Genomic DNA, 22333 nt, shown 5'->3' with positions numbered 1-22333 from the left:
GTGCTTGCCCGATGTGGAATATCCGGCAGAAATGAAAGTTCGAAGCGTCAGGCAGGACGGATCGATCAAGTGGAACGGCAAGTTGGTATTTATCAGCGAGGCGCTGTCCGGGGAAAGGATAGGGCTCAAAGAAGCTGAAGATGATGCTTGGGATTTGTACCTGTGTGATTATCCCTTGGGGAGGCTTGGACGAGGTATGACCCGCGTCCAGGCCTCAAATGTGTAAACGATGTCCCCGGTTTCAGATGTAAACGATGTCTACGGTTCTACACCCCGATGGCGGTGGATCAGTTAAGTGAAAAATGACTGACACACCGCCATCGGGGGCAAGCCCCCTCCCACATTTAAACCGTGTTCGCTTGAGTTAATGCCCGTGGCTTCTGCCCACATGTGAGGGCTCGGCCTCGCTGGCGGCCACACCGCCGTTGACCTCCAGTCGCTGCAAAATCCCACAGTGGTCCCCACCGCCACAGCGTTGGCGCAGGTCCAGCAACTGCTCCTGCAACGCCAGCAGCCCGTCAATCCGCGCTTTTACATGGTGGATATGCTCGTCGATCAACGCATTCACGTTTTCACACTGGTCCTGGGGGCTGTCCCGTAGCCCGAGCAGGCTGCGGATCTCTTCCAGGGTCATGTCGAGGCTGCGGCAGTTGCGGATGAAGATCAGCCGCTCGGTGTGCGCCTGGGTGTACACGCGGTAGTTGGCTTCGGTGCGTGCCGGGGGTGGCAGCAGGCCTTCCTTCTCGTAATAACGGATGGTTTCCACCGGACAGTCGGTCAGTTTGGCCAGTTCGCCGATCTTCATTACAGCAATCTCCAAATGGGTGCTTGACCCTATAGTGGCTACAGGGTCTTTACTTGGCAACAGGCACCTTACGGACGCGACCTGATGAGCGACTCCATTCACACCCCGCACAAACACGACCATGACCACGATCATGGGCCGAAGAAACTCACCCCCGTGCACGATCACGGCCATGGCGGTTCCTGCTGTTCCGGCACGCCCGCGCCTGCGTTGGTGCAGTTGAGCGAGGCGCCCACCGCCGGCTCGCGCCTGAGTACCTTCCGCATCGAAGCCATGGACTGCCCCACCGAGCAGACGCTGATCCAGAACAAACTGGGCAAGCTGGCCGGTGTGCAGCAGCTGGAATTCAACCTGATCAACCGCATCCTCGGCGTTACCCATGACCTGCCGAGTACCGCGCCGATCATCGAAGCGATCAAATCCCTGGGTATGCAGGCCGATCCGATCGTGGAGGGCACCCCGGCCGCCGAGCTGCCCGCCAAGAAGCATTGGTGGCCGCTGGCGTTGTCCGGTGTGGGCGCGTTGGGCGCCGAAGTACTGCACTTCAGCAATGCCGCGCCCACTTGGGTGATTGCGCTGGTAGCGCTGGTGTCGATCCTCAGCGGCGGCCTCACCACTTACAAGAAGGGCTGGATCGCCCTGAAAAACCTCAACCTGAACATCAACGCCCTGATGAGCATCGCGGTCACTGGCGCGGTCCTGATCGGCCAGTGGCCGGAAGCGGCCATGGTGATGTTCCTGTTTACCGTGGCCGAGCTGATCGAGGCCAAGTCCCTGGACCGTGCGCGCAATGCCATCAGTGGCTTGATGCAGATGACACCGGAACAGGCCACGGTTCGGCAGGCTGATGGAAGCTGGGTTGAAATGGAGGTCAAGAGCATTGAGCTGGACGCAATCGTGCGGGTAAAACCCGGCGAGCGTATCGGCCTTGACGGTGAGGTCACCGCCGGCCAGTCCACCATCGACCAGGCGCCGATCACCGGTGAAAGCCTGCCGATTGAAAAGACCGTCGGCGATAAGGTCTTCGCCGGCACCATCAACCAGGCCGGTTCCCTGGAGTACAAGGTCACGGCGGCTGCCAACAACTCCACCCTGGCCCGCATCATCCATGCGGTGGAGCAGGCCCAGGGCGCGCGGGCACCGACCCAGCGGTTCGTCGACAGCTTCTCGAAAATCTACACCCCGGCCGTGTTCCTGTTCGCCTTGGGCGTGGCCGTAATCCCGCCGCTGTTCATGGCCGGCGCCTGGTTCGACTGGATCTACCGCGCCCTGGTGCTGCTGGTAGTGGCGTGCCCGTGCGCGCTGGTGATCTCCACCCCGGTGACCATTGTCAGCGGCCTGGCGGCTGCGGCGCGCAAAGGCATCCTGATCAAGGGCGGTGTGTACCTGGAGGGCGGTTACAAGCTTGACTACCTGGCCCTCGACAAGACCGGCACCATCACCCACGGCAAGCCGGTGCAAACCGATTACCTGGCACTGTTCACCACTGTCGAAGACAGCGCCCCGGCCCTGGCCGCCAGTTTGGCCGCGCGCTCCGATCACCCGGTGTCCCTGGCGATTGCCAACGCGGCTGTGGATAAAAACCTGCCGGTGCACGTTGTGGATAACTTCGAAGCCCTGGCCGGGCGCGGTGTGCGCGGCGATATCAATGGCCAGACCTACCACTTGGGCAACCACCGCCTGGTGGAAGACCTTGGCCTGTGTTCGCCGGAGCTGGAAGAAAAGCTGTTCGCCCTGGAAAAACAGGGCAAGTCCGTGGTGCTGTTGCTCGACAAGTCCGGCCCGCTGGCGCTGTTCGCCGTGGCCGATACGGTCAAGGACAGCAGCCGCGAAGCCATCCAGCAACTGCATGAGCTGGGCATCAAGACCTTGATGCTCACCGGCGACAACACCCACACCGCCCAGGCGATTGCGGCCAAGGTCGGCATCGATCAGGCCCAGGGCGACCTGTTGCCCACCGACAAGCTGCACGCCATCGAAACCCTCTACGGCCAAGGCCACCGGGTGGGCATGGTCGGCGATGGCATCAACGACGCCCCGGCCCTGGCCCGCGCCGAGATTGGCTTTGCGATGGCTGCGGCAGGTACCGACACCGCTATCGAGACGGCCGACGTGGCCTTGATGGACGATGATTTGCGCAAGATTCCGGCATTCATTCGTTTGTCGCGGCAAACGTCGAGTATCCTCAAGCAGAACATCACCCTGGCCCTGGTGATCAAGGCGATCTTCCTGGTGGTCACGTTCCTGGGCATGGCGACCATGTGGATGGCGGTGTTCGCCGACATGGGCGTGGCCCTGCTGGTGGTGTTCAATGGCCTGCGCCTGTTGCGCAAATAGAGGATGAGAGGGTGGTGTGCTGAGTGCCGAGTTGAAGGCGTTTTTTATGGTCGCCCGCCTGGGCAGTATTACCCAGGCGGCGAAAAAACTCGGCCTGAGCCAGCCCACTGTTACCACCCAGATTCGCAACCTGGAAAGCCAGTACGGCGTCGAGCTGTTCTACCGTGGCGGGCGCCGCCTGACTGTCAGCGACGAGGGCGCGCGCCTGCTGCCGATGGTCAAGACGCTGTTGCAGCAGGAGGCGGATATCGAGTTTTTCCTGCGCAACAGCGGCCAGGTCCAGGGCGCACTGAGGATTGCCGCCACGGCGCCGTACTACATCCTCGACCTGGTCAAAGCCTTTCGCGAACGCCTGCCGCAGGTGGAGGTGTCGGTGGAAATCGGCAACTCCCAGCAGGTGCTTGAAGCCTTGGATGACTACCGCGTCGATGTCGCTGCGTCCTCACAGTTGCTCGAAGACCCGCGTCTGATCCGTCGTGTACTGGGCACCGACCCGTTGGTGCTGGCGGTACACCGCAACCATCCACTGGCCAAGCTCGACCATGTGCCCCTCAGTGCCTTGGCCGGGCATACGTTGTTGATGCGTGAAGCGGGCTCCACCACGCGACGGCTGACGGAAGAGATGCTGCAGGGTGCGGGCGTCAGTTACGGGCCGCTGCTGGAAATCGGCAGCCGTGAATCGATCCGTGAAGCGGTGCTGCGCAATATCGGCATCAGCATCATCGCCCGCCAGGAAGTGCCCCATGACCCGCAGCTGAAGGTGCTGACCCTCGAGCATGCGCCGCAGATTCCCGAGTACCTGTACTGCCTCAAGGAAAGAAAAGGCGCTCGTCTGCCGGCGGCGTTTCTGGGGTTGGCGCAGGAAATGTCGCCGATCTAAAGCCTTGTAGTGGCTTTGGGGACCAATCGGGAGCAAGCCCCCTCCCACAGGTGACTGCATTTCCATGTTGGAACTCGGTCAAGTGTGGGAGGGGGCTTGCTCCCGACTGCGGTAGACCAGGCAGCCCACCGCTAAGCGTCCTACACAAATCTGCGAATACCACTATCGCCGCCTTTTGCCTTCCTGCCATAAGAGCGACGCATTGCCTGCCTAGCATGGCCTTCATCAGTTTGATGAGGTGCCACCATGAACACAGCCCTGACCCAACCCGGCGCGCCGATGAACGTGCGCGGTATCCAGAAACGCTTCGGCGCCTTTACGGCGTTGGACAATGTGTCCCTGGACGTGGCTGCCGGCGAGCTGGTGTGCCTGCTCGGCCCTTCCGGTTGCGGCAAGACCACGTTGCTGCGCTGCATTGCCGGCCTGGAACGCCAGGACAGCGGCGAACTTTACCTGGGTGACCGCGATGTTTCCCTGCTGCCGCCCCAGGCTCGCGACTACGGCATTCTGTTCCAGTCCTACGCGCTGTTTCCCAATCTCACCGTCGAAGCGAACATCGGCTACGGCCTCACCGGCAGCGGTCGCGATGAAGTGCGCCAGCGCGTCGGCCAGATGCTTGAGCTGGTGGGGCTGCTTGGCAGTGAAAAGAAATACCCCGGCCAACTCTCCGGCGGCCAACAGCAGCGGGTCGCCCTGGCCCGTGCCCTGGCACCGGCGCCGTCATTGCTGTTGCTGGATGAGCCGATGTCGGCCCTCGACGCCCGCGTGCGCGAGCATCTGTGCACCGAGCTGCGCCAGCTGCAGCGGCGCCTCGGTATCACCACCCTGATGGTCACCCACAACCAGGACGAAGCCATGTTGATGGCCGACCGCATTGCCGTGATGAACAACGGCAAGGTCGAGCAATACGCTACGCCCCAGGAAATCTACGACCGCCCGGCCACGCCGTTTGTGGCGGAGTTTGTCGGCCAGGGCAACTGGCTGCCGTTCAGTCGCAACAGTGCCAGCCATGCCCAGGTCGGCGGGATGAACATGCGCCTGGCCGAGGACGCCGGCGTGGCCAGGTCCGGCCGGCTGTTCTGCCGCCCGGAAGCGATCAGCGTCAACCCGTCGGTGCATGAGGAGAACCTGTTCCCGGCCAAGGTCCGCGAGATCACTTTCCTCGGCAACCGCTGCCGCATGAGCTTTGAGCTGGAGCAGCTGCCCGGCCATCCGCTGCTTGCCGAGCTGGCACCGGAGGCCATGCCGTGCCTGGGCGCCCAGGATATCTGGGTTGCCTTGCCGCCGCGCAGCCTGCAGGTGTTTGCCTGAGATGGCCGCTGTCTTGACTCTGGCGCGTCAAGCGTCACGCGCCGAAACCGGCGACCGTATTTTCGTGGTCGGCGGCAAACTGCTCTGGCTGGTGCTGCTGGGCATCGCCGTATTACTGCCACTGCTGGCGATCTTCTGGCGCGGTTTCAGCAGCGAGGCCGGGCAGGGCGGTGGCCTGGTCGCCGCACGGGAGTTGCTCACCAGCGCCAACTTCCACTGGCTGCTGGGCAATAGCCTGAAAGTCTCCCTCAGCGTGGCGGCCATTGTCGTACCGCTGGCCTACCTGTTTGCCTACGCCCTGCAACGCACGTTGATTCCCGGCAAGGCCATCTGGCGCGGTATGTCGCTGCTGCCGCTGATGGCGCCGTCGATGCTGCCGGGGATTGCACTGGTCTACCTGTTCGGTAACCAGGGCCTGTTGCGCGGGCTGCTCTCGGACAACATCTACGGCTTCTGGGGCATTGTCCTCGGTGAAGTGATCTACACCTTCCCACATGCCCTGATGATTTTGCTGTCGGCGCTGTCGTTGGCCGATGCGCGCTTGTTCGATGCGGCCTCGAGCATGGGCGCCAGTCCTGCCCGGGCGTTTCGCAGCATCACCTGGCCGGCCACGCGCCAGGCGGTATTTGCCGCGTTTTGCCTGGTGTTCACCTTGACCATCACGGATTTCGGCGTGCCCGTGGTGGTGGGCGGGGATTACCAGGTGCTGGCGCTGGAAGCCTACAAGGCGGTGGTCGGCCAGCAACAGTTCGGTCGCGGTGCGTTGATCGGCATGGTGTTGCTGCTGCCGGCGCTGTTCAGCTTTGGCGTCGACGCCTGGTTGCGCCGTCGCCATGGCGAGGCCATGAGTGGCCGCGCCCAGGTCTTCCAGCCGGCGCCGTCGCGTTTACGGGATGGCTGCTACCTGCTCATCGTGCTGCTCATCAGTGCCGTGTTGCTGCTGGTGTTCGGCATGGCGGTGTACTCCTCGCTGGTGAAGTTCTGGCCGTACAACCTGTCGCTGTCGCTCAGCCACTACCAGTTCGAAGACACGGCCGGCGGCGGTTGGCTGGCCTATCGCAACAGCTTGACCCTGGCGTTGTGCACGGCATTGATCGGCAGCGTATTGATCTTTACCGGCGCCTACCTGATGGAAAAGACCAAGGGCCAGCAGGGCCTGAACCTGGCGCTGCGCATGCTCAGCTTTGTGCCGATGGCCGTGCCGGGGTTGGTGCTGGGCCTGGGCTACGTGTTCTTTTTCAACCTGAGCGGCAACCCGCTGCATGTGTTCTACGGCACCATGACCCTGCTGGTGGTGTGCACCATTGCTCACTACCTGACCACCGCGCAGATGACCGCCACCACCGCGCTGCGCCAGCTGGACGCCGAGTTCGAAGCGGCGGCGCTGTCGCTCAAGGCGCCGCTGTATCGCCATTACTTGAAAGTCACGGTGCCGATCTGCCTGCCGGCGCTACTGGACATCGTGCGCTACCTGTTTGTGTCGGCGATGACCACCGTGTCCGCCGCGATCTTCCTCTACAGCCCCGACACCATCCTCGCCGCCGTCGCCGTGTTGAACATGGACGACGCCGGCAATGTGGGCGGCGCGGCGGCCATGTCCACCCTGATCCTGTTCACCTCAGGCAGCGTTTCGCTGCTGCTGGCGTGGGCTTCACGTGGCGCCTTGCGCCGCTCCCAAGCCTGGCGCCAGATCGCGCCCGGCCAATAAACATCCCTGAAGGAGGTGCTCCATGTTCAAACCCCTGGCGCTGGTCGCTGCCGTACTCACTGCATTCAGCCTGAATGCCTTCGCCAAGACCGAGTTGACCGTGTACACGGCCCTTGAAGCCGAGCAGTTGAAGACCTACAAAAAAGCCTTCGAGCTGGCCAACCCCGACGTCGAGATCAAATGGGTCCGCGACTCCACCGGCATCATTACCGCCAAGTTGCTGGCCGAAAAAGACCGCCCGCAGGCCGATGTGGTCTGGGGCCTGGCCGCGTCGAGCCTGGCGATCCTCGATCAGCAGGGCATGCTGGACAATTACGCCCCCAAGGACCTGGACAAGATCGGCAAGAATTACCGTGACGCCGCCAACCCACCGGCCTGGGTTGGCATGGATGTGTGGGCCGCGACCATTTGCTTCAACACGGTCGAAGCCGAGAAACAGGGCCTGACCAAGCCGGTGAGCTGGCAAGACCTGACCAAGCCCGAGTACAAGGGCAAGATCGTGATGCCCAACCCGGCCTCGTCCGGCACCGGCTTCCTGGATGTGAGCGCGTGGCTGCAAACCTTCGGCGAGAAGCAGGGCTGGCAGTACATGGACGACTTGCACCAGAACATCGGCCAGTACGTTCACTCCGGTTCCAAGCCGTGCAAGCTGGCGGCTTCCGGTGAGTTCCCGATTGGTATTTCCTTTGAGTATCCGGCCGTGCAGCTGAAGCGCCAGGGCGCGCCGCTGGACATCATCCTGCCGAAGGAAGGCCTGGGCTGGGACATCGAAGCCACCGCCGTGATCAAGGGCACCGCCCATGCGGACGCCGCCAGAAAGCTCGCCGACTTCTCCGCCAGTACAGCGGCGATGGACCTGTACAAGGACAACTTCGCCGTGCTCGCCCAGCCGGGGATCGCCAAGCCGCAGACCGAATTGCCGGCCGACTACGAGCAGCGTTTGATCAAGAACGACTTCGGCTGGGCCTCGAAAAACCGCGACAGCATCCTGGCTGAGTGGCGCAAGCGCTATGACGGGAAGTCGGAGAAGGTGGCGGGGCAGTAAGGTTTTCGTCAGGGCTACTGGCCTCATCGGGAGCAAGCCCCTTCCCACACTTGACTGCATTCACAAATCGAAATGTGGGAGGGGGCTTGCCCCCGATAGCGGTCTTGAAAACAGGACATCACTAAATGACACACCACAGCGACCTGCTCATCATCGGCGCCGGCATCCTCGGCCTGTCCCACGCCTACGCCGCCGCCAGGCGCGGGCTCAAGGTCAAGGTGTTCGAGCGTAGCGCCACACCCCTGGGGGCCTCGGTACGCAACTTCGGCCAGGCCCTGGTCACCGGGCAGCCGCCGGGGCCGATGCTCGACCTGGCGCGGCAAAGCCGTGAAATCTGGGGGCATTGGGCACAGGAGGCGGACCTTCAATTGAAGCGCAACGGCTCGTATCTATTCGCCCGCACCGAAGCCGAAGAGCATCTGCTGGAAGCCTTCTGCGCCGGCCGCGCGCGTGAACACGGCTATAACGTCGACCTGTTGCAAGGCGCGGCGCTGAAGGATCTGTATGGCGGCCAGTTCCGCCATCACCGCGCCGCGCTGCATGGCCTGGACGACCAGCAACTGTATTCGCGCGAGGCGATACCGGCGCTGATCCACTACCTGAGCCAGCAACTGGGTGTGGAGTTTCACTTCTCCACCCTGGTGCGCGATGTCGAACCGGGCCAGGTGCACAGCACGGCGGGCAGCTTTCGTGGCGAGCAGGTCATCGTCTGTTCCGGCCACGATTATCAAACCCTGTTGGCCGAGGCCATCGTCGAACTCAACCCGCAGATCTGCCGCCTGCAAATGCTGCGCGCCCGGCCTGCACTCAACCTCAACCTGCAACACGCCTTGCTCACCGGCCTCAGTTGCGTGCACTACGGCGCTTTTGCCGACCTGCCTGAAGCCGCGCCGGTACAGGCACAAATCCTGCGCGAGGCGCCGCACCTGCATGCACACGGGATTCACCTGCTGATCAGCCCGACGCCCCATGGCGAACTGATCATCGGCGACTCCCACGACTACGGCAGCGATGCCTCGCCGTTCAATGCCGAGCAGGTGGATGACTGGATGATCGAGTTGGCCGAACAGACCTTGGGTTGCAAGATCCAGGTAATGGAACGCTGGCAGGGCGTCTACGGCGCCCGGGGCCCGGCGCCGTTTTCATTTGTGCAGGCCGCACCTGGCGTGAGCGCCGCCTTGATGCACACCGGTGTGGGCATGAGCGTGGGGCCGGCGATGGCCGAGCGCAATATCACAACCCTGTGGGGGCCGGCGTGATGAGCCCGGAACAGGCGATTGCCACAATCTTCGCTTTGTACGAGCAGCACGGCGCGGCGGATTACATCGGCGAGCCGGTGTCGCAGATCGAGCACATGTCCCAGGCCGCGCAGTTGGCCATGGCCGAAGGCTTCGATGATGAAGTGGTTCTGGCGGCGTTTTTCCACGATATCGGCCATCTGTGCGGCCAGGGTGGCGAGAACATGGGCGGTTATGGCGTGGTCAGCCATGAGCGGTTGGGCGCGGATTATTTGCGTCGTGCAGGCTTCAGTGAGCGCCTGGCCAGGCTGGTGGAGTACCACGTCCAGGCCAAGCGCTATCTGACGTTCAGCCAGCCGGACTACTACGCACGCTTGAGCGAAGCCAGCCGCCGCACCCTCGGTTACCAGGGCGGCGTGATGACGGCCGAGGAGGCCCGCGCCTTTGAACAAGACCCGCTGTACCAGGTCAGCCTGCGCCTGCGCCACTGGGACGAACAGGCCAAGCAAATGCACGTGCCGGTGCTCGACCTGCAAGTGCTCAAGGCCAAGGCCCGGCAGCTGCTGGCGGCTTAAGTCTCGTCGAGGCGCTGGGCCAGGGCTTCGACCTGTTCCTGGCGTTCGGCCTGGCTCAGTCTGGCCTGGGGGTTGAGGGACGACCACTGCGGGTGGGCGCGGGCCTTGTGCAACGCGTCCGGCAATTTGCCTTCGCGCCAGGTCTTGTCCTGGGGCGTATCGACCTTGATGCTGTGCATCGCCGCATGGCCGCGCAGGTTCAGGGCCTTGAGCAACTGGCGCTGGCGCAGGGCGAGCAGGCGCAGCACGCTGTCGTCCACGGTCAGCTCGCGTTGGCCCTTGATCTTGCCCAGCAGGCGGCTGCCGTAGCTGCGTGCAGTCTGCAACGCGCCACCGGCGATGGCGCCCGCCAGGGCGGCGGCGCCGAGGGTCAGCCCGCCGACCAGCAGGTCCACACCGGCTCCGGCCGCTGCGCCTGCAGCGATGCCACCACCGACGCGCACGCCGAGTTGCTTGAGGGTTTCCGGGTTGAACAGGTCATCCCCCCAACGGCCGTCGAGCAACGGCAAGTCGCTGGCGGCGGCGTCCTGCGGGCGGAAGCCGAACAGCTTGAGCAGGGCCTCCACGCATTTTTGTTCGCGCTGACGCACCGCCTTGCGCAAATCGCTGATGGCTTGTTGCTCATCTTCAGTCACCACGCTGCGTCGGCACGCGGCGCAGTCGATCAGCAATTCGGCAATCAACCGCGCGGCACTCTGTTGACGGGCCTGGCGTTGGGCTTCCTGGTCGAGGATCAGGCGCTGCAACTGCGGTCGGGCGTTTTCCAGCAGCAGGGCGAGACTTTCATACAGGCGACGTTCGCCGTCTTCCGGCGGCGCGACGCTGTCGAAACGCACCAGCGCATGCAGGCCCAGGCGTGCCAGGGCTTCACGCCAGTCCGGCTCGCGGTGGTCGCTGCTGCTGACGAAGTTGAGCACCGGCAGCAACGGTTTGCCACAACTGGCCAGCACTTGCAGCTCATCACGGTACTTGGCCAGCACCGGTTCGCGAGCGTCGATCACATACAGGCCGGCGTCCGAGGCCAGCAGTTGGCGCAGCACCTTGGCTTCCTGTTCAAAGCGCTGGCGGGCTTCGCTGCCTTCCAGGAACCGCGCCAGACGGGCCGGGCCGTCCAAGCGTTCACCGGGGCGATCCAGGCGTTCCAGGTAGTCGAGCAGGGCGATGGCATCTTCCAGGCCGGGGGTGTCATAGAGATCGAGCAAGGCTTCGCCGTCGACCGACAAGCGCGCGCCTTCGACATGCCGCGTGGTGCTGGGGCGATGGGAGACTTCACCGAACCCGACGTCACGGGTGAGGGTGCGCAGCAACGAGGTCTTGCCGACGTTGGTGTGGCCGACCACCGCGAGTTTCAGTGGCTTAGTCATGACCGGTCTCCAGCCAGTTCAACGGCGCGCAGTCGGCGAACGGCAGCTCCAGTTGTTGCAGCGCGCTGTGCCAGTCGCCCAGGCGCTCGGCATCCAGCGCCTGGCCGGGCGGGGCTTGCAGCAGCCAGACACGGGTGTCGGCGGCGCTGCGTGCAAGTTCGGCGATCAGTGCCAGGCTGCCACGGTCCGGCGAGCGGCGCGGGTCGCAGACGATGGCCAGGCGCGCGGGCGGGAAGCGGCTGAGTTGCTCCAGGAGCTTGTTGCGCGATTCGCGGCTGTCGAGGATGCCGGCGTTCTTAACCTTCGCCGGCAACTTGGGCGGCCAGGGATGTTGATCGTCCAGTTCGATGGCGACGAGCAAGGCGCCGTCGCTGTCCAGCTCACTGACGCCTCCGGTGACGTGGTGCAGTTGTTCCGGCGCGGCGTCGTTGACGCCAAGGCGCTCGCTGCTGGGCATCAGGCGTTCGCGCAGTGGGCTGTAGCCGGGCAGGTTGAGGTCGAGATGCAAGGCGGCGCGCCCGCGTTTCCAGCGCCAGAGGCACAGCAGGGCGAGGATCAAGCGGGGCAGCAGGCCGTAGACCAGCAAGACGCCGACCAGCCAGGCGGCCCAGGCCTGGCGGGCGCTTTCGATGTTCAGGGCGGAATCGCCGCTGGCGCGGATCATCTCGACGGTCGGTACGTTGAAGCCCAGCAGGGCGGGCAGGGTGCCGAGGGCCTGGGTCACGGCGACGAAGGTGTCGGCGCCGAGGATGGTGGTTTCCCACACAAAGCCGTAACGGCGGGTGGCGAGCAGCGTCAGCAGAATCACCAGCGCGCTGAGCAGCGCCAGCAACCACAGGCTGTTGACCAGCACACCGACCGCCCAGCGATTGAGTTTCTGCCGTTGCAGCAACAGCAGCAACGCCGGGGCCAGTTGGGCAGCCTTGGCATCGCGCGCCAGTTTTTCACTGAGCCACAACCACAAGCGCCCGAGGCTGGCGCCGTGCTCGCCGGCAAACAACAGCCCCAACGCCCAGCTCAACAGCAGGATCAGGTTCAGGCCGAGCAGGCTGCCCAGGGCCCAGAACACATTCACCGGGGTCAAGCCGTTGCCCAGCGCAGCAAAGGCCAGGCCCGCGCCGCTGATGACGGCCACCACCGCCAGCAGCACCAGCGCCAGGCGTGCGCCTTGCAGCCAGCGCGTGAGGGCGGCGGTCAGGCCATCGCGCTCGGCCAGGTGCAGGGCGCGCTGCTGGATGCGCGTCGGCAGGTCGCCGCCCGCGGTGCGGGCGAGGCGATTGGCTTCCTGGTCTTCCAGGGGGCCGGCGTGTTCTTCACGCAGGCGCACGGTTTCCGTCAGCCAGAGTTTGTGCAGGGGGGTCAGTGCGGTCACGCGTCTTCCTGTCGTGCAAGTGAGCTTGGAGCATAACCGCTGGTTCGTGGCTCTGGTATTCTCGTCGCCATGAAAAAAACTCTCCCTTTAAGCCTGATCGCAGCCCTCGGTGAAAACCGCGTGATCGGCGTCGACAACAGCATGCCCTGGCATTTGCCGGGGGATTTCAAATACTTCAAGGCCACCACGCTCGGCAAGCCGATCATCATGGGGCGCAAGACCTGGGACTCCCTGGGCCGACCGCTGCCGGGGCGCTTGAACATTGTGGTCAGCCGTCAGACCGACCTGGCGCTGGAAGGTGCGGAAGTTTTTCCGTCACTCGATGCCGCCGTGGCGCGGGCTGAAGCCTGGGCGCTGGAGCAGGGCGCGGATGAGCTGATGCTCATCGGCGGTGCGCAGTTGTATGCGCAGGGGCTGGAACAGGCGGATCGCCTGTACCTGACACGCGTGGCGCTGAGCCCGGAAGGGGATGCGTGGTTTCCGGCGTTTGATGCGAGCCAGTGGAAGTTGGTTTCCAATCTGCCGAACCCAGCCGAAGGTGATAAGCCGGCTTACAACTTCGAAGTCTGGGAAAAAGCCTAAAAGCATCGGGGGCAAGCCCCCTCCCACATTGAAGTGCATTCCAACTGTGGGAGGGGGCTTGCCCCCGATGGCGGCCTATCAGGCCTGCGCTAACTCCGCATGCTCATCCGCATCCAACAACGCTTTATCCGTCTGCCCCATGATCTGGCTGGTAATGGCCCCCGCCGTCATCGAGCCATTCACGTTCAGCGCCGTACGACCCATGTCGATCAGCGGCTCCACGGAAATCAGCAGCGCCACCAGTGACACCGGCAAGCCCATGGCCGGGAGCACGATCAACGCGGCGAAGGTCGCGCCGCCGCCCACCCCCGCCACACCGGCCGAACTGAGGGTCACAATCGCTACCAGGGTCGCGATCCACAGCGGGTCCAGCGGGTTGATGCCCACGGTCGGCGCTACCATCACCGCCAACATGGCAGGGTAGAGACCGGCGCAACCGTTCTGGCCGATGGTCGTGCCAAACGAGGCGGCGAAGCCGGCGATGGATTGCGGGATGCCCAGGCGGCGGGTCTGCGCTTCAATGCTCAGCGGGATGGCCGCCGCGCTGGAGCGGCTGGTGAAGGCAAAGGTCAGCACTGGCCAGACCTTGCGGAAGAAGCGCAGCGGGTTGATGCCGGCCAACGACAGCAGCAGGCCATGCACCACGAACATCAGGCCCAGGGCCAGGTACGACACCACCACAAAACTGCCGAGCTTGATGATGTCCTGCAGGTTGGAACCGGCGACGACCTTGGTCATCAGCGCCAGCACACCGTACGGGGTCAGCTTCATCACCAGGCGCACCAGGCGCATCACCCAGGCTTGCAGGGTGTCGATGGCGTTGAGCACCTTCTGGCCTTTTTCCACGTCATCCTTGAGCAGTTGCAGCGCGGCAACCCCAAGGAAGGCGGCGAAAATCACCACGCTGATGATCGACGTCGGCTTGGCCCGGGCCAGGTCGGCGAACGGGTTGGCCGGCACGAACGAGAGCAGCAACTGCGGGATATTCAGGTCGGCGACCTTGCCGGCGTAATCGCTCTGGATCACTTGCAGGCGTGCCATTTCCTGGGTGCCGGCCACCAGGCCTTCGGCGGTGAGGCCGAACAGGTTGGTCAGGCCGATACCGATCAGCGCTGCAATCGCGGTGGTGAACAGCAGCGTACCGATGGTCAGGAAGCTGATCTTGCCCAGGGACGAGGCGTTATGCAGGCGCGCCACGGCACTGAGGATCGAGGCGAATACCAGCGGGATCACGATCATTTGCAACAGTTGCACGTAGCCGTTGCCGACCAGGTCGAACCAGCCAATGGAGGCTTTGAGCACGGGGTTGCCGTCGCCGTAAATGGCGTGCAAGGCCGTACCGAACGCTACACCGAGGACCAGGGCGAACAGAACCTTCTTGGCGAGGCTCCAGTGGGTGCGACGGGTTTGTGCCAGGCCCAGCAACAGGGCCACGAACACCAGCAAGTTGAGAATCAGGGGCAGATTCATTGAAGCTCCGTTGAGAAGGCAGCCAATCGCGTGAGCCTGCGATTGCGAACCGGAAATCCTAACAGCTTGAAATATATTGATTTAATACCAATATGGAATGGCGACTGTCGTTTTTGGAATAAGCTGCTGACGCTCCGGCGTATGCCCATGACGGAATCAGGACGCACACCGTCGTGCTCGCGTTGGGAACTGTCACAGGGATTTGTTAGCGTCCATGTCTTTCACTCAGGGAGACAACGCCTATGAAGCTCGCGCCGAAATTACTAGCCGCCGCATTCTGCCTCGGACTCGCCAGCCAGGCGTTCGCCGCCACCGAGTTGAAACACTGGCCGGCACCCGCCGCCAAACAACTGAACGAGATGATCGCCGCCAACGCCAATAAGGGTAACTTCGCGGTGTTCGACATGGACAACACCAGCTACCGCTACGACCTCGAAGAGTCCCTGCTGCCCTACATGGAAAACAAGGGCCTGATCACCCGCGACAGCCTCGACCCGTCGCTCAAGCTTATGCCGTTCAAAGACACCGCCGACCATAAGGAAAGTCTGTTCAGTTACTACTACCGCCTTTGCGAAGTCGACGACATGGTCTGCTACCCGTGGGTTGCGCAGGTGTTTTCCGGCTTCACCCTCAAGGAACTCAAGGTCCAGGTGGATGAACTGATGGCCTCCGGCAAACCGGTGCCGGTCAGCTATTTCGAAGGCGACGTGGTCAAGCAGTCCGAGGTACAGCCGCCGAAGGTCTTCACTGGCCAGGCCGAGCTGTACAACAAGCTGATGGAAAACGGCATCGAGGTGTACGTGATGACCGCCGCGTCGGAAGAGCTGGTGCGCATGGTCGCCGCCGATCCGAAGTACGGCTACAACGTCAAACCCGAGAATGTCATCGGCGTGACCACCCTGCTCAAGGACCGCAACACCGGCGAACTGACCACCGCACGTAAACAGATCGCCGCCGGCAAATACGACGAAAAAGCCAACCTCGGCCTGGAGCTGACCCCCTACCTGTGGACCCCTGCCACCTGGATGGCCGGCAAGCACGCGGCGATCCTCACCTACATCGATGAATGGAAAAAACCGGTGATCGTCGGCGGCGATACGCCGACCAGCGACGGTTACATGCTGTTCCACGATGTGGACGTGGCCAAGGGCGGTATCCACCTGTGGATCAACCGCAAGGACAAATACATGACCCAACTCAACGGCATGATCGCCAAGCATGCCGCGGCGCAAGCCAAGGAAGGGTTGCCGGTGACGGCGGACAAGAACTGGGTGATCGTCAAGCCTGACGAGATTCAGTAACACCGGGTCGCCTGCATCCCAGGCAAGCCAGCTCCCACATTTTTAATGTGTTCACACATCAAAAGGTGGGAGGGGGCTTGCCCCCGATGGCGGACTCAAGGGCACTACAAAATCCAGCCTAAAATAGATATCAATTGCGAACAAATCTCATCCTCTGCTAGCGTGCGCACTTCCTGAACCCTCCGTTCTTCTCAAGGTAGTGCTGTGCCCTCCTGGAATTCGCAGATCGCGCGCCTGTTCGCGGAGCAGAAGAAAGCCCTCGAAGCCTTCGTCACTCGCCGCACCGGCAGCGCCCAGGTGGCCGCCGACCTGACTCAGGAGTCGTTCCTGCGCCTGGCTCGCATGGACTGCGGCGAAAAGATCGACAACCTTCCAGCCTTCCTCTTCACCATCGCCAGCAACCTGGTGCGCGATCACCAGCGCCAGGCCATCCGCCGTGAGCGCCTGGACGCGGGCGAGCCCAGCGAAGAGCTGCCGTGCAGCAATCCGGGTGCCGACGAGCAATTAGCCGTCTACCAACAGGAACAACTGATGCAGGATGCGATCCTGGCGTTGCCCCCAGCGACTCGGCAGATCTTCCTGCTTTATCATGTCGACGAACTTTCCTACCGCGAGATTGGCGAACGCCTGTCGATCACGGCACGCAGTGTGGAATACCAACTGCGTCGCGCCTTGATTGAATGCCGCGCGTACATCAAGACGCGGCTTGCCTGCGATGAACAAGGACGTCGCTCATGACCGCCACCTCCACTGCCGACGTGTTGTTTGACGAAGCGTCCGGCTGGTATTTCCGCCTGCAGGCCGAGGACGTGACGCCGGCCGACATGGACGCCTTTGCCGCCTGGCTGGGGCAAGGCCCGGCCCAGGATGACGCCTGGCAGGAAGTGCAGGCGATGCTCGGTGGACTGCGCGAACCTGCGCGGGTGATTCGCCGCGCCGAACAGGCCGCCTGGCGCAAACCGGCGCGAGCCTGGCAGCGTTGCGCGTGTGCTGCGGCGGTGTTGCTGGCCGTGGGGCTTACCGTGCAGAACACGCCATGGCTCGATCGCCTGCGCGCGGACTACACCACCGGCACCGGCGAGTCGCGCAGCATCGAACTGGCCGACGGCTCGCACCTGCAACTCAACACCGACAGCGCGGTGCAGATCCGCTTGAGCGGGGGCGAACGGCAAATCCGTTTGCTGCGTGGCGAAGGCTTTTTCGACGTCACCAAGGATTCGACACGGCCGTTCGTGGTGCAGTCCGGCGACGGCTGGGTGAAGGTGGTCGGGACGCAGTTCAGCGTTGCGCGGCGCGATGCGCAGACGCGGGTGCAGGTGGCGCAGGGCAAGGTGCAGGTCAGTGCTGGCAGCGGTGAACCGGTGTACCTGGAGCCAGGGCGGGCCGTGGAATATCAAGGCCAGCGCCTGGCCGAGGTGCATGCTTTCGACCCGGCCAGCGGCTTTGCCTGGCGCCAACGGCAACTGGTGTTCCGCCAGCAGCCGCTGTCGGAAGTGGTGAGCGAGTTGAATCGCTATTGGCCCGGCAAGACTCTGGTGCTCGGTGATGCGCTGCGCAACCGCGTGGTGTCGGGTGTGTTTGAAATCGACAAACCCGAAGCCGTGATCAAAGCGCTGGAGTACACCCTTAACCTGCGTGCCGAGCACTACACCCCATATTTACTGGTGTTGCGCGAAGGCAAGGCATCGTAATCGCAACTTTTTGAAAAAACTTTCAGGGTTTCTCCCCAGGCACTCGTCCTTGATCACTGAGGCGTAAATAGTAAGTACTCTCAAGTAGTGCGGCGCCGATCACAGACTTTTTGCACCGGGGAGCACCATCCATGGCACATCGATTCGCCGCACGGTCCTTGTTGGCACTGGCCATTTCCATGGCCTGTGGCACTGCGCCGCTGTATTTGCAGGCCGCCGACACCACCCAGGCCCAGACCTACCGTTTCGATATTGCAGGGCAAAGCCTGGACGGTGCGCTGGCGGCGTTTTCCGCGGTGACGCGAGTTCAGGTGCTGGTGTCGGGTGAGTTGACCCAGGGCGTGCTGTCGCCGGGTGTCAAAGGCAGCCTCGGCCAGCGCGAAGCCTTGGGGCAACTGCTCGGCGGTACCGGGCTGAGTGCGGCGTTTATCAACGCGGACACCGTGACCCTGGAAAAGCGCATGGACACAGGCTCCGCCATCGAAGTCGGCGCCACCACCATCAGCGCCGAACACTTGGGCGCCACCACCGAAGGCAGCGGCTCCTACACCACCGGCGCAGTGACCCTGGGCAAGGGCGAACAGAAACTCAAGGACATCCCGCAATCGGTCAGCGTCATGACCCGCAAGCAGATGGACGACCAGAACACCACCAAGCTCTCCGAAGTGGTCAAGCGCACGCCCGGCCTGACCGCGACCAAATCCCCGGGCCCCGGCATGTTCATCTTCTCCCGTGGCTTCGAGATCGGCACCCTGCAATACGACGGCGTCGGCATCCCGCGTAACACCTACGCGCTGGGCAGCTACCTTACCGAAAACATGGCGATCTACGACCGCGTCGAAACCTTGCGCGGTCCGGCCGCTTTGCTGCAAGGCGCCAACAGCCCCGGCGGCACCATGAACCTGGTGCGCAAGCGCGGCCAGCAGGCGCCTACGGTGACCGTCACCGCCAAGGCCGGTTCGTGGGATCACTATGGCACCCAGGTGGATGCGGGGGGGCCGCTGAACGCCGAAGGCACGTTGCGCGGCCGCTTTGTGGCGGATTACGACACCACCGATTCCTTTGTCGACTATGCCGGCGGCTGGAATCAGACGGTCTACGGGGCGGTGGACTACGACTTCACGCCTGACACCACCGTGGGTGTTGGTATCAGCAACCAGAAAGGCCATTCACGCCCCAACTTCATGTCGCTGCCCCGTTACGCCAACGGCAACGATATTGGCCTGTCACGCTCCACCTTCGTCGGTGCCAGCTGGAACCGCGCCGTCAACAACCAGACCCAGGTGTTCGCCGACATCGAGCATCGCTTCAACGACGACTGGAAAGTGAAAGCCGCCCTCGTGGCGATGGACGAACATAACGACGCGACATACCAAGCGACGTGGGACGCCATCCCCAACCCCGGCGACACCGGTAACGTGCGCTATGTGGACTGGGTTACCGACTTCAATACCAAAAGTCGTGGTGCGGATGTGTATGTCAACGGCGAGTTTGAAGGCCTGGGTTTCCAACAGGAGATGGTGTTGGGCGCCAACTATTCCAAGCTCACCACAGACGACCAATGGGCCCGTGCGGCGACGGCTGGCGCCGATATTTTCAACATCGACCACAACCGTCCGCAGCGCGATAAGTACCAGCTGTTTCAGGCAGGAAATGCGTCGAGGAGCTGGTACGACATTCGTCAGAAAGGCATCTACGGCACCTGGCGCGTGAAAGTGCTCGATCCGCTGACCTTGATCGTTGGTGCACGTACCAGTTGGTATGACTATTCCTACATCGACCAGAGTGGTTCCAGGGGGGTGTACGGCAGTCCGTCCGGAAGCGCCACTCAGACGAATGGCAAGGTCACGCCGTATGCGGGCCTGGTATATGCCCTCAATGACCAATGGTCTGCCTATGCCAGTTACGCCGATGCGTTCGAACCACAAACCAACCGGACAACTTCCGGCTCCTTGCTCAAGCCTATCGAGGGCAAGAACTACGAGCTGGGTCTCAAGGGTGAGTTGGCGGATGGTCGTCTGAATACCTCGTTCGCGATCTTCCGTTATGATCAGGAAAATCGCGGCGTCCAAGACCTTCAAGGGCCGATGAACTGCGATGGCTGGTACTGCTCGGTCGCCTCGGGCAAGGTCCGAAGCCAAGGCTTGGAAGCCACATTGAGCGGCGAAGTGCTGCCGGGTTTGCAACTGGTCTCCAGTTACACCTACAACACCACCAAATTCCTCAAGGACGACACCTACGAAGGCAAGGTCTTCAGTACCTGGACGCCCAAGCACTTGCTCAAGGTCTGGGGCGATTACCAATTGCCGGGGGACTGGAATAAAGTCAGCGTCGGCGCCGGGGTGACCGCGCAAAGCAGTACCGTGGCCTACGACCGCACCTTCAGTGTGCCGGGCAATGCACTGTGGGATTCGCGGGTGGCCTACAAGATCAACCAGGAGTTCACCGTCGCGGCGAACCTGTACAACATGTTCGACAAGAAGTATTACATCCCTGCCTACAACGCGAACTGGGGCAGCAACTACTACGGTGATCCGCGTAATGTGATGTTTACGATGACCTACACGCCGCAGTTCTGATTACATCCGGATATAAAAATGCCCCGCATTTGGCGGGGCATTTTCATGTGTGGCGGTTAGCCCTTACAGCCCATCCAGCATTGCCTTGTTACGTACCGCACCCTTGTCGGCACTGGTCGCCAACAAGGCATAGGCCTTCAACGCGGTCGTGACTTTGCGCGGACGCTTCTCCACCGGCTTCCAACCTTTCTTGTCCTGCTCGACCCGGCGCGCTGCCAGCTCTTCATCGCTGATCAACAGGTTGATCGAGCGGTTCGGAATGTCGATCAGGACCTTGTCGCCGTCCTGCACCAGGCCAATCGCACCGCCGGCAGCGGCTTCAGGTGACGCGTGGCCGATGGACAGGCCCGAGGTGCCGCCGGAGAAACGGCCGTCGGTGAGCAGGGCGCAGGCTTTGCCCAGGCCCTTGGACTTCAGGTACGACGTCGGGTAGAGCATCTCTTGCATACCCGGGCCGCCTTTCGGGCCTTCGTAGCGGATGATCACGATGTCGCCTTCCTTGACTTCGTCGGCGAGGATGCCGCGTACCGAGCTGTCCTGGCTTTCGTAGATCTTGGCGCGGCCTTCGAAGACGTGGATGGATTCATCCACGCCGGCGGTTTTCACCACGCAGCCGTCGAGGGCAATGTTGCCGTACAGCACGGCCAGGCCGCCTTCCTTGGAGTAGGCGTGCTCGACACTGCGGATGCAGCCGTTTTCACGGTCGGCGTCCAGGGTGTCCCAACGGGTCGACTGGCTGAACGCGGTCTGGGTCGGGATACCGGCCGGGCCAGCCTTGAAGAAGGTGTGCACGGCTTCGTCGTCAGTCAGGGTGATGTCCCACTTGGCGATGCCTTCGGCCAGGGATTTGCTGTGCACGGTCGGCAGGTCGGTGTGCAGCAGGCCGCCACGGGCCAGGGAGCCGAGGATCGAGAAGATCCCGCCGGCGCGGTGCACGTCTTCCATGTGGTACTTCTGGATGTTCGGCGCGACCTTGCACAGTTGCGGCACATGGCGGGACAGGCGGTCGATGTCGCGCAGGTCGAAATCGATCTCGGCTTCCTGGGCCGCAGCCAGCAAGTGCAGGATGGTGTTGGTGGAACCGCCCATGGCGATGTCCAGGGTCATGGCGTTTTCGAACGCCTTGAAGTTGGCGATATTGCGCGGCAACACCGACTCATCGTTCTCGCCGTAGTAGCGCTTGCACAGCTCGACGATGGTGCGGCCGGCCTGCAGGAACAGCTGCTCGCGGTCGCTGTGGGTGGCCAGGGTCGAACCGTTGCCCGGTAATGCCAGGCCGAGGGCTTCGACCAGGCAGTTCATCGAGTTGGCGGTGAACATGCCGGAGCACGACCCGCAGGTCGGGCAGGCGCTGCGCTCGTATTCCGCGACCTTCTCGTCAGAAGCGCTGGAATCGGCGGCGATGACCATGGCGTCGACCAGGTCCAGGCCATGGGAGGCGAGTTTGGTCTTGCCGGCTTCCATCGGGCCGCCGGAGACGAAGATCACCGGGATGTTCAGGCGCAGGGCGGCCATCAGCATGCCGGGGGTGATCTTGTCGCAGTTCGAGATGCACACGATGGCGTCGGCGCAGTGGGCGTTGACCATGTACTCCACGGAGTCGGCGATGATCTCGCGGCTCGGCAGGGAATACAGCATGCCGTCATGGCCCATGGCGATGCCGTCGTCCACGGCGATGGTGTTGAATTCTTTTGCCACGCCGCCAGCGCGTTCGATCTCGCGGGCGACCAGTTGGCCCAGGTCCTTGAGGTGCACGTGGCCGGGTACGAACTGGGTAAAGGAGTTGGCAATGGCGATGATCGGCTTCTTGAAGTCGTCATCTTTCATCCCCGTGGCACGCCACAGTGCGCGGGCGCCGGCCATGTTGCGGCCGTGGGTGGATGTTTTCGAGCGGTAATCTGGCATGGAGCACTCCGGGCGGCTAATCAGGTACTAAACAGGGGAGTGAGCTTCTATTGACGTCTGGAGCACTCAGAAATAGCCGTGTGTCCGGAGGTTGCCTCAAACGCTGCGGGATCGCCGCGCGCAGTGGCCTTGAGCTCATAAACCCGCCGGGGGATGACTGGCGATGAATA

The 22333-nt window shown here is 62.9% G+C and carries 17 protein-coding genes and 1 pseudogene; 13 read left to right on the top strand and 5 right to left on the bottom strand.

Going from position 1 to position 22333, the window contains the following annotated elements:
* Positions 1-226, top strand: a pseudogene (locus tag B9N88_RS22075) (IS481 family transposase); the annotation flags it as partial.
* Between the two features lie 138 nt (positions 227-364).
* On the opposite strand, the gene cadR reads toward B9N88_RS22075, so the two are convergent.
* Positions 365-805, bottom strand: a complete 441-nt coding sequence (gene cadR, locus B9N88_RS22070) for a Cd(II)/Pb(II)-responsive transcriptional regulator (protein ID WP_027606134.1) — start codon at positions 803-805, stop codon at positions 365-367.
* A gap of 84 nt (positions 806-889) precedes the next feature.
* Between cadR and B9N88_RS22065 the strand changes: the two genes are divergently transcribed.
* From B9N88_RS22065 to B9N88_RS22035, 7 genes are all read left to right on the top strand, one after another.
* A complete protein-coding gene (locus B9N88_RS22065; protein WP_027606133.1) occupies positions 890-3142 on the top strand; it encodes a heavy metal translocating P-type ATPase in 2253 nt (750 codons plus the stop codon).
* Between the two features lie 16 nt (positions 3143-3158).
* A complete protein-coding gene (locus tag B9N88_RS22060; RefSeq protein ID WP_027606132.1) occupies positions 3159-4022 on the top strand; it encodes a LysR family transcriptional regulator in 864 nt (287 codons plus the stop codon).
* Positions 4023-4268: 246 nt separating this feature from the next.
* Complete coding sequence (locus B9N88_RS22055) at positions 4269-5333, top strand: putative 2-aminoethylphosphonate ABC transporter ATP-binding protein (protein ID WP_027606131.1); 1065 nt, start codon at positions 4269-4271, stop codon at positions 5331-5333.
* A gap of 1 nt (position 5334) precedes the next feature.
* Entirely contained in the window at positions 5335-7041 is a 1707-nt protein-coding gene (locus tag B9N88_RS22050) for a putative 2-aminoethylphosphonate ABC transporter permease subunit (RefSeq protein ID WP_027606130.1), read from the top strand.
* A gap of 22 nt (positions 7042-7063) precedes the next feature.
* Positions 7064-8086 carry a putative 2-aminoethylphosphonate ABC transporter substrate-binding protein gene (locus B9N88_RS22045; RefSeq protein ID WP_027606129.1) on the top strand — a complete coding sequence of 341 codons (1023 nt, stop codon included), beginning with the start codon at positions 7064-7066 and terminating at the stop codon, positions 8084-8086.
* A 125-nt stretch (positions 8087-8211) separates the two neighbouring features.
* A complete protein-coding gene (locus B9N88_RS22040) occupies positions 8212-9345 on the top strand; it encodes a TIGR03364 family FAD-dependent oxidoreductase (protein WP_027606128.1) in 1134 nt (377 codons plus the stop codon).
* Positions 9345-9899, top strand: coding sequence for a phosphonate degradation HD-domain oxygenase (locus B9N88_RS22035; protein ID WP_027606127.1), 555 nt, complete (start codon positions 9345-9347; stop codon positions 9897-9899). Before B9N88_RS22040 ends, B9N88_RS22035 begins: the two co-directional genes overlap by 1 nt.
* On the opposite strand, the gene B9N88_RS22030 is transcribed toward B9N88_RS22035, so the two are convergent.
* Positions 9896-11263, bottom strand: coding sequence for a DUF3482 domain-containing protein (locus tag B9N88_RS22030; protein WP_027606126.1), 1368 nt, complete (start codon positions 11261-11263; stop codon positions 9896-9898). The genes B9N88_RS22035 and B9N88_RS22030 overlap by 4 nt on opposite strands.
* Positions 11256-12635, bottom strand: coding sequence for a DUF2868 domain-containing protein (locus B9N88_RS22025; RefSeq protein ID WP_027606125.1), 1380 nt, complete (start codon positions 12633-12635; stop codon positions 11256-11258). The genes B9N88_RS22030 and B9N88_RS22025 overlap by 8 nt, the downstream gene beginning before the upstream one ends.
* A gap of 69 nt (positions 12636-12704) precedes the next feature.
* Here B9N88_RS22025 and B9N88_RS22020 point away from each other — a divergent pair, with 69 nt between their 5' ends.
* Positions 12705-13217: a dihydrofolate reductase gene (locus B9N88_RS22020; protein WP_027606124.1), complete on the top strand. Its 513-nt coding sequence runs from the start codon at positions 12705-12707 to the stop codon at positions 13215-13217.
* Between the two features lie 78 nt (positions 13218-13295).
* Here B9N88_RS22020 and B9N88_RS22015 read toward each other — a convergent pair whose 3' ends face one another.
* Complete coding sequence (locus B9N88_RS22015) at positions 13296-14687, bottom strand: L-cystine transporter (protein ID WP_027606123.1); 1392 nt, start codon at positions 14685-14687, stop codon at positions 13296-13298.
* Between the two features lie 242 nt (positions 14688-14929).
* Here B9N88_RS22015 and B9N88_RS22010 point away from each other — a divergent pair, with 242 nt between their 5' ends.
* From B9N88_RS22010 to B9N88_RS21995, 4 genes are all read left to right on the top strand, one after another.
* Entirely contained in the window at positions 14930-15988 is a 1059-nt protein-coding gene (locus tag B9N88_RS22010) for an HAD family hydrolase (RefSeq protein WP_027606122.1), read from the top strand.
* A gap of 204 nt (positions 15989-16192) precedes the next feature.
* Positions 16193-16726 (top strand): RNA polymerase sigma factor, encoded by a 534-nt coding sequence (locus B9N88_RS22005; protein ID WP_027606121.1) that lies wholly within the window; start codon positions 16193-16195, stop codon positions 16724-16726.
* Positions 16723-17679, top strand: coding sequence for a FecR family protein (locus tag B9N88_RS22000; protein ID WP_027606120.1), 957 nt, complete (start codon positions 16723-16725; stop codon positions 17677-17679). Before B9N88_RS22005 ends, B9N88_RS22000 begins: the two co-directional genes overlap by 4 nt.
* Before the next feature lie 131 nt (positions 17680-17810).
* Positions 17811-20258, top strand: coding sequence for a TonB-dependent siderophore receptor (locus tag B9N88_RS21995; protein ID WP_027606119.1), 2448 nt, complete (start codon positions 17811-17813; stop codon positions 20256-20258).
* 63 nt (positions 20259-20321) lie between these two features.
* Here B9N88_RS21995 and ilvD read toward each other — a convergent pair whose 3' ends face one another.
* Positions 20322-22163, bottom strand: coding sequence for a dihydroxy-acid dehydratase (gene ilvD / locus B9N88_RS21990; protein ID WP_027606118.1), 1842 nt, complete (start codon positions 22161-22163; stop codon positions 20322-20324).
* Between the last annotated feature and the right edge of the window lie 170 nt (positions 22164-22333).

It is taken from the genome of Pseudomonas sp. LAMO17WK12:I1 (assembly GCF_900177315.1).
In the GTDB taxonomy this organism is placed as follows: Bacteria; Pseudomonadota; Gammaproteobacteria; order Pseudomonadales; family Pseudomonadaceae; genus Aquipseudomonas; species Aquipseudomonas marginalis.
The sequence above is the reverse complement of the archived record's forward strand: the minus strand, read 5'-3'. Positions and strand labels throughout refer to the sequence as shown.

Coding starts and splice junctions, on each gene's coding strand:
- cadR (WP_027606134.1), bottom strand. CDS start 805: ATGAAGATCGGCGAACTGGCCAAACTGACCGACTGTCCGGTGGAAACC.
- B9N88_RS22065 (WP_027606133.1), top strand. CDS start 890: ATGAGCGACTCCATTCACACCCCGCACAAACACGACCATGACCACGAT.
- B9N88_RS22055 (WP_027606131.1), top strand. CDS start 4,269: ATGAACACAGCCCTGACCCAACCCGGCGCGCCGATGAACGTGCGCGGT.
- B9N88_RS22050 (WP_027606130.1), top strand. CDS start 5,335: ATGGCCGCTGTCTTGACTCTGGCGCGTCAAGCGTCACGCGCCGAAACC.
- B9N88_RS22045 (WP_027606129.1), top strand. CDS start 7,064: ATGTTCAAACCCCTGGCGCTGGTCGCTGCCGTACTCACTGCATTCAGC.
- B9N88_RS22040 (WP_027606128.1), top strand. CDS start 8,212: ATGACACACCACAGCGACCTGCTCATCATCGGCGCCGGCATCCTCGGC.
- B9N88_RS22035 (WP_027606127.1), top strand. CDS start 9,345: ATGAGCCCGGAACAGGCGATTGCCACAATCTTCGCTTTGTACGAGCAG.
- B9N88_RS22030 (WP_027606126.1), bottom strand. CDS start 11,263: ATGACTAAGCCACTGAAACTCGCGGTGGTCGGCCACACCAACGTCGGC.
- B9N88_RS22020 (WP_027606124.1), top strand. CDS start 12,705: ATGAAAAAAACTCTCCCTTTAAGCCTGATCGCAGCCCTCGGTGAAAAC.
- B9N88_RS22015 (WP_027606123.1), bottom strand. CDS start 14,687: ATGAATCTGCCCCTGATTCTCAACTTGCTGGTGTTCGTGGCCCTGTTG.
- B9N88_RS22010 (WP_027606122.1), top strand. CDS start 14,930: ATGAAGCTCGCGCCGAAATTACTAGCCGCCGCATTCTGCCTCGGACTC.
- B9N88_RS22000 (WP_027606120.1), top strand. CDS start 16,723: ATGACCGCCACCTCCACTGCCGACGTGTTGTTTGACGAAGCGTCCGGC.
- B9N88_RS21995 (WP_027606119.1), top strand. CDS start 17,811: ATGGCACATCGATTCGCCGCACGGTCCTTGTTGGCACTGGCCATTTCC.
- ilvD (WP_027606118.1), bottom strand. CDS start 22,163: ATGCCAGATTACCGCTCGAAAACATCCACCCACGGCCGCAACATGGCC.